The sequence below is a fragment of the uncultured Mucilaginibacter sp. genome (genome assembly GCF_937859865.1).
Taxonomy (GTDB): Bacteria; Bacteroidota; Bacteroidia; order Sphingobacteriales; family Sphingobacteriaceae; genus Mucilaginibacter_A.
Genome location: NZ_CALMAT010000135.1, coordinates 1 through 6,561, shown reverse-complemented (window position 1 = coordinate 6,561; position 6,561 = coordinate 1). Strand labels below are relative to the sequence as shown.

7 protein-coding genes and 1 pseudogene are annotated in these 6,561 nt (G+C 42.5%); 5 read left to right on the top strand and 3 right to left on the bottom strand.

Translation table 11 applies throughout. The features are described 5' to 3' along the window. Positions 1-266, bottom strand: a pseudogene (locus Q0192_RS14855) (dipeptide epimerase); the annotation flags it as partial. 57 nt (positions 267-323) lie between these two features. Here Q0192_RS14855 and Q0192_RS14850 point away from each other — a divergent pair. Then, positions 324-1,313: a hypothetical protein gene (locus Q0192_RS14850; RefSeq protein WP_299290491.1), complete on the top strand. Its 990-nt coding sequence runs from the start codon at positions 324-326 to the stop codon at positions 1,311-1,313. 9 nt (positions 1,314-1,322) lie between these two features. Here the strand turns inward: Q0192_RS14850 and Q0192_RS14845 are convergent, their stop codons facing one another. Together Q0192_RS14845 and pepT are read right to left on the bottom strand one after the other, a co-directional pair. Further along, positions 1,323-2,180, bottom strand: a complete 858-nt coding sequence (locus tag Q0192_RS14845) for a fumarylacetoacetate hydrolase family protein (RefSeq protein WP_299290488.1) — start codon at positions 2,178-2,180, stop codon at positions 1,323-1,325. A gap of 84 nt (positions 2,181-2,264) precedes the next feature. Beyond that, the gene (gene pepT, locus Q0192_RS14840; RefSeq protein ID WP_299290493.1) at positions 2,265-3,515 is read right to left on the bottom strand and encodes a peptidase T; all 1,251 of its coding nucleotides are present in this window, start codon (positions 3,513-3,515) and stop codon (positions 2,265-2,267) included. A 110-nt stretch (positions 3,516-3,625) separates the two neighbouring features. On the opposite strand from pepT, the gene Q0192_RS14835 reads away from it, so the two are divergent. The 4 genes from Q0192_RS14835 to Q0192_RS14820 form a co-directional block, all read left to right on the top strand. Beyond that, complete coding sequence (locus Q0192_RS14835) at positions 3,626-4,360, top strand: hypothetical protein (RefSeq protein ID WP_299290486.1); 735 nt, start codon at positions 3,626-3,628, stop codon at positions 4,358-4,360. Positions 4,361-4,425: 65 nt separating this feature from the next. Next, positions 4,426-5,145 carry a hypothetical protein gene (locus Q0192_RS14830; RefSeq protein ID WP_299290484.1) on the top strand — a complete coding sequence of 240 codons (720 nt, stop codon included), beginning with the start codon at positions 4,426-4,428 and terminating at the stop codon, positions 5,143-5,145. A gap of 5 nt (positions 5,146-5,150) precedes the next feature. Next, positions 5,151-5,510, top strand: coding sequence for an MmcQ/YjbR family DNA-binding protein (locus Q0192_RS14825; protein WP_299290482.1), 360 nt, complete (start codon positions 5,151-5,153; stop codon positions 5,508-5,510). A gap of 38 nt (positions 5,511-5,548) precedes the next feature. Then, on the top strand, positions 5,549-6,561 hold a 1,013-nt coding region (locus tag Q0192_RS14820), incomplete at its 3' end, for a M14 family zinc carboxypeptidase (RefSeq protein ID WP_299290480.1).

Here is a 6,561-nt window from a genome sequence, read left to right as displayed (position 1 = left end):
TTTCCGGGAGCAAGATCATCCAAATAAGCCATAATCTCATCCATTATAAACGGATGATGAAACCTGCTTAAATCAACTTTTTTTAGAAAAGCTTCGGCCGTTTCCAGGTTTTCGCCCATGTACGGCACCATTGAAGCTTCTCCGTAACCCGTAAAACCTTGATATTCTAATTTTACAAGCATTAAAGGCGTGGCTGTGCGCGAAAATTTGGCGATGGTAAACGGATGTTTCAGTTCGAGCTGGTAAGGTTGGTAAGTCAGTTTCATGTTAAATCGCCTAAAGCTAAAAAATCCCGACTAAAATCATCTCTATCTTTGGCGAATATGCAAACGGAAATTTACAAGCCTTTCGATACCTTTAATTTTGGCAACCGAACCTGCTTTTTATCGGGCAAACCGCTGCAATCGGTAGAAGAAAAAATCCAGGTTTTTCCGGCCTGGCTCCTTTCAAAATATAACCTGTACGACCAGCCGTTTAAAATGCTGGACGAGAATTTCCCGACGTACAAAGATTTAAAGTTGCCTTGCGCTGCCGAAGTGAACGAGTTGTACATCGAGCCTTTGGAAGCCGAAATCAAAGCCGCTTTTGAACAGGGTTTTGAAGCCGTAAAAGCTTTGGACGAGTGGAAACTTTTCCTTTGGGCCGGCAAATTGATGTATGGTATTATTTTTAACGAATTGCAATCGGCTATCAAGCAGCAATACGCGCAAGGCCAGGGATTGAACATTTCGCAATCGCTGATGCACAAGTTTAGCCAACTGCACCTGATGTTGCAGATGCTTCTTTTACCGATTGTTTTTGAGGATTTTAAACCGTTTAGTTTTTTTCTGTTTCAAATTGAACCGGAGACCGATCAGTTTAATTACCGCGATGAAATCAACTCGCTTACTTTTGCTTTGCGTTTAAAAGATTTCGGCTTTATTTTTTGCTTGCAGGATAACGGCGCAAATACCATTTATCACCAGGAAATTCTGGATAAAATACAAGGGCAAACGCTGCATCCCATCCAGTTTGAAGAGTTTAGCGGACGTATTTTTTACTCGGCTTATTTGTTTAACCGTTTGCCCGAGTACCATATTTTGCCGGTTAACGATAAAATTTATGTGGAAGCGATGCCGTTAAAAGGTTTAAGTTCGAAACCTTATTTTGATGAATGGAAGCCGAAAGTTTACGGCCAGGTTTTAGAAAGCTTTTGGAAACCCTGGGGATTTTTGCTGCTGGAAATCATCAAAAACCTGGAGCATCCAATGAGTTTTTTAGTGGATAAAAACAGTATGTTTATCAGGGCAAAGGAAATTGATTTGCCTGGATAAAAGCAGCTTTCAACCCTCAGCATAAGCTTTTACCACCTGCCTCGCCGTCCCCAAACCATCAATACCTAATTCAAGCACATCGCAGGGCTTTAAATAAACAGGCGGATCGAAGCCCAAACCAACGCCGGCAGGTGTCCCGGTAGAAATGAGATCGCCGGGCAGCAGCGTCATAAACTGGCTGATGTAGGAAATTAGTTTTGGAATGCCGAAAATCAAATCATCGGTATTGCCGTCCTGCATCGTTTCGCCGTTCAGTTTCAACCATAAACGCAGGTTATTTACGTCTTCAATTTCATCGGGCGTGGCCAAAAACGGGCCAAGCGGCGCAAATGTGTCGCAGCCTTTGCCTTTGTCCCAGGTGCCGCCACGTTCCAGTTGAAATTCGCGTTCAGAAACATCGTTGTGCAAACAATAACCGGCCACATAATCCAAAGCTTCTTCCTCGCTTACATAACTTGCTTTTTTGCCGATCACCAAAGCCAGTTCCACTTCCCAATCGGTTTTGGTCGAATTTTTTGGAATGACGATGGCATCGTTCGGGCCAACCAAAGCCGTGGTAGATTTAAAGAAAATAATAGGTTCTTCCGGGGTTTTAGCATTCGTTTCCTGTGCGTGTTTAGCATAATTTAAGCCGATGCAAACAATTTTGGAAGGCCGCGCAATCGGCGGGCCAAGGCGTTCTGTTGCTGCAATTGCAATCAGTTTCCCTTGGTTGGCTTTTACAAATTCTTCCAAACGCGCCAGGCCGTTGTCTTCAAAAAACTGTTCGTTGTAATCTCCGCCGTAGGCAGAAGTATCGTAACGGACGCCATCAATCAAAACGCCAATTTTTTCTTTTCCGGCTTCGCCATATCTTATCAGTTTCATAAAATAAATTTTTAGGTGGTAAAAGAAGCATGCTGTTTTTACCGGTGTTTTTTCATTGTTCAATTTAATAAAATCAAAGCTTTATTAACTTCTTTCTTCCCAAATTTGGCATAAATTCAAAATGGTGTCCACCGCTTTTTGCATATCCTGCACCGAAACCCATTCCTGCTTGCTGTGGAAAGCATGTTCGCCGGCAAAAATATTGGCGCAAGGCAAACCCATAAAAGATAAACGCGAGCCGTCCGTTCCGCCGCGGATGCTTTGTAAACGCGGTTGTAATCCTGTCCTTTTAATCGCTTCTATCCCATATTCAATTACCTGCGGATGCTGACTCAGCACTTGTTTCATGTTGCGGTATTGTGCCGAAATTTGTAGGGTAAAAGAAGCATCGGGGAAACCTTGTAAAACTTTTTCTGCAATTTTTTGGATTACATCGGAATGTTCTTTCAGTTTTTCATCCTCAAAATCACGGATGATAAAATCAATCACGGCTTCTTCCACAAAACCGCTGACCGAAACCGGATGGATAAAACCTTGTTTCCCTTCGGTGTTTTCGGGCGAAAGTTCTGTGGGAAGTTCGGCCAAAATTTTTCCGGCAATTTTAATGGCGCTTTGCATTTTTCCTTTGGCAAAACCCGGATGTGCACTTACGCCTTTGATAATTAACCTGGCACCGTCTGCCGAAAAAGTTTCATTTTCTATCGTTCCTGCCGATTCTCCATCTACGGTATAACCAAAATCTGCCGCCAGTTTTTTCATGTCGGCTTTATCCACACCGCGGCCAATTTCTTCATCCGGCGTAAATAAAATTTTGATCGCCCCGTGTTTTATTTCGGGATGATCCATCAATTGTTTGCAGGCATCCACAATTGCGGCCAACCCGGCTTTGTTATCTGCGCCAAGCAACGTAGTACCGCTTGCCGTAATTACATCATTGCCAAGCTGGTGCTGCAAATCCGAATGCTCTTTTAAGCGGATAATGATGGACGGATCGCCAGGCAAAACCAAATCCTGTCCTTGGTAATTTTGATGGACAATAGGTTTCACATTTTCACCGCTACAGTCCGGCGAAGTATCCATGTGCGAGCAAAAGCAAATTACCGGAACCTTTTTAACAGTATTGGCCGGAATGGTTGCATAAACGTAGCCGTATTCGTCCAGATGCGCATCCTGCAAACCGATCTGCAATAATTCTTCCACCAAAATTTTGCCCAGGTTTTTTTGCTTTTCGGTAGAAGGCGTGGCCGGAGACCCTGCATCGGATTGGGTATCAACCGCAACGTATTTTAGAAACCTATTTTGTACAGTATAATGCAACATACGCGAACCATTCATCGTTAAACATTTTTGATAATAAGTTAATAATTCTATTTTTGGATTGAGGGTCTTCAAAAGTAAAACTTAGTCGTGTCCTTCGGTTATTGTTCACTAAAAAATATAAAAGCTTGAAAAAGATCTTACTATTGGTTGCATTTGTGGTATCAAGTTACACTGTTTTTGCCCAAATCGGGTACAATTACCACCAAATTAGTTTAGGTGCGGGCATCAGCACGGTTAAAATACACGGCGATTTGAACAAGGCCTACAGCCAAGCCGCTTTTAACCTCAACCTAAACTATCATTTTACGCCTTTTGTAACTTTTAGTGTAGAAGGACAGACTGGAAAATTAGAAAGTGCCAATGCCGATACGGCTAAAGTTTTATACGGAGAGCAATCCAGCAATAAATATACGGCACTTATTTTTCATGCCGATGTGCAATTGGGCGAGTTTATCAATTACAGCGATGATTTTAGTGCAATCCCGATCCTGACCAAAATCCTGAACGGAGCCAAAAATATTTATATCGGAACGGGCGTTGGCGTGATCTTTAACAAAATGGATTACATCAACCGCCAGGATTATAAAGACCCAAATTTTAGTTATGCCGGATTGGATAAAAGCAACGAGTTGGTTATCCCGGTAAGGATTGGTTACGAATACAAAATTTACAATGCTTATGATGAGCCGCAAATCCGCATAGATTTTGGCTACCAGGGAAATTTTTCTACTGGTGATAATATGGATGGCATCAAATCCGGCCATTACGGCGATTGGTATTCGCAGGTTACTTTGGGGATCAAAATTGGGATTGGCGGCGTTACTTCCTACCGTAAACCAATCCATGTAGGCATGTTTTAACTAATAAGAAAAAAATTATAGTTTTACAATGGGCGATATCAAATTGATTTCTTTACTTTGATGCCTTGAAAAAAATCGCCGCTTTCACCTCGATACTGTTTTTATGCAGTAAAATTTCATTTGCCCAGCTTAGTTATAACTTCTCCAATTATAGTGTTGGTATTGGCGGCGGCATAGTTCGCGCTGATGCAGATTTGGCACAGCACACCACCAAAGAAGCTATTTTCGGTACGTTAAATTACAACTACTCGCCTTATATCACCATTACCGGAGAGTTGCAGGCCGGAAAATTAGCCGGCGGAAACCCGCAAACAGATAAAGATACCCGCGCTTTTGTCAACAATTATAAAGCTGCAATTTTGTATGGCGATATCCAGGCCGGGGAGTTTATTGATTACCAATACCGGGATTTGCTGAACATTTTAAAGAACATTTATGTTGGCACCGGCATTGGCGTTATCCATAATTCCATGGCTTTTGTGCAGCGGGTCAGCTTGAATAATCCCGGTTATGTTTTTCCGGGAGAAAACTCGAGCACAGAATTGATGGTGCCGCTTCGGATTGGCTACGAACTGAAATTTTTTAATTATTATCAGGAACCACACATCCGTTTAAACTTTGGCTACCAAATGAACTGGGTTTATGGCGAAGGTTTGGACGGTTACAATGACCCGCCAAGTATGTTTAGAAACAACCATGTTGACCGTTATTCGATGATCAGTATCGGCGTAAAATATAATTTTGGCAACCCGGTTTCTTACAAAAAGCCAATCGGCAGGTTTTAAGCACGATGAACATCGAAACTTTGCGCGACTATTGTTTGCAAAAACCGGCAACGGAAGAAACGATGCCTTTTGGCGATGACACACTGGTTTTTAAAGTCGGCGGAAAGATGTTTCTGTTGGTTTCGTTAAAAGAAGCCAACCGGTTCAATGTCAAATGCGATCCTGATTTAGCAATCGAACTAAGAGAAAGTTACAGCGAAGTGCAGCCCGGCTTCCACATGAACAAAACCCATTGGAACACGGTTTATTTTGATGGCAGCCTCACAGATAAGCAATTGCAGGAAATGATTGATCATTCTTACGAACGCATCGTAAAAAGTTTGCCGAAAAAAATGCAGGAAGCTTTGCCAAAAAAAGGCCGATAAAAGAAGCATCCTGCTAATTTCTTTTTTATCTTTTCGGCATGAAATTTTTCCTGCTCCAATTATGTTTTCTGCTGATTGCCACCGCTTCACAAGCACAACTCACGCCTTTTGAAAAAGACCCGCAGAAAAATACCACTGCTACTTATGCCCAAATTGTAAATTATTACCAGACTTTAGACCGGCAATACGACCAGTTAAAAGTTTATAATATCGGCACAACCGATATTGGCAAACCGCTGCAATTGATTGTGCTTTCAAAAGATAAAATCTTCGATCCGGCCATTATCAAAAAGCAAAACAAACGCGTGATTTTGATTAACAACGGCATTCATCCCGGCGAACCGGAAGGCATTGATGCCAGCATGATGCTGGTCCGCGACTTGCTGAAAAAGAACCAGCTTCCGGCAAACGTGGTGGTTTGTTTGATTGCGGTTTATAATATTGATGGCTGTTTAAACCGTGGCGTTTCGCGCATCAACCAAAACGGGCCGAAAACTTACGGCTTCCGCGGCAACTACCGCAACCTGGATTTGAACCGTGATTTTATCAAAGCTGATTCTAAAAACGCTTTGGCTTTTATGCAGATTTTAAATGCCTGGAAACCGGATGTTTTCCTGGACAACCATACCAGCGATGGTGCCGATTACCAATACGTGATGACGCTGATTGAAACGCAGCACAACAAGCAAAACCCGATTTTGGCAGATTATACCAGCAAAACCTTAACGCCCGAACTGTTTTTACGCATGAAAAAAAGCGGTTTCGAGATGACGCCTTACGTAGAATCAGAAGGCGCAACACCGGATTCGGGCATTGTGGCTTTTATCGAAACGCCGCGGTATTCTTCCGGTTTTACGGCGCAGCACAACATCATCAGCTACATTTCCGAAACACATATGCTCAAAGCTTTTGCGCCGCGCGTAGTTTCTACTTATGATTTTATGCAGCATTTAATTGATATTGTGCAGCGCGATGCTTCTTTTATCGGCAAAATAAAGTTGCAGGCCGACGAAGAAACCAAAACGCAAAAAACCTTTGCTTTGGATTGGGA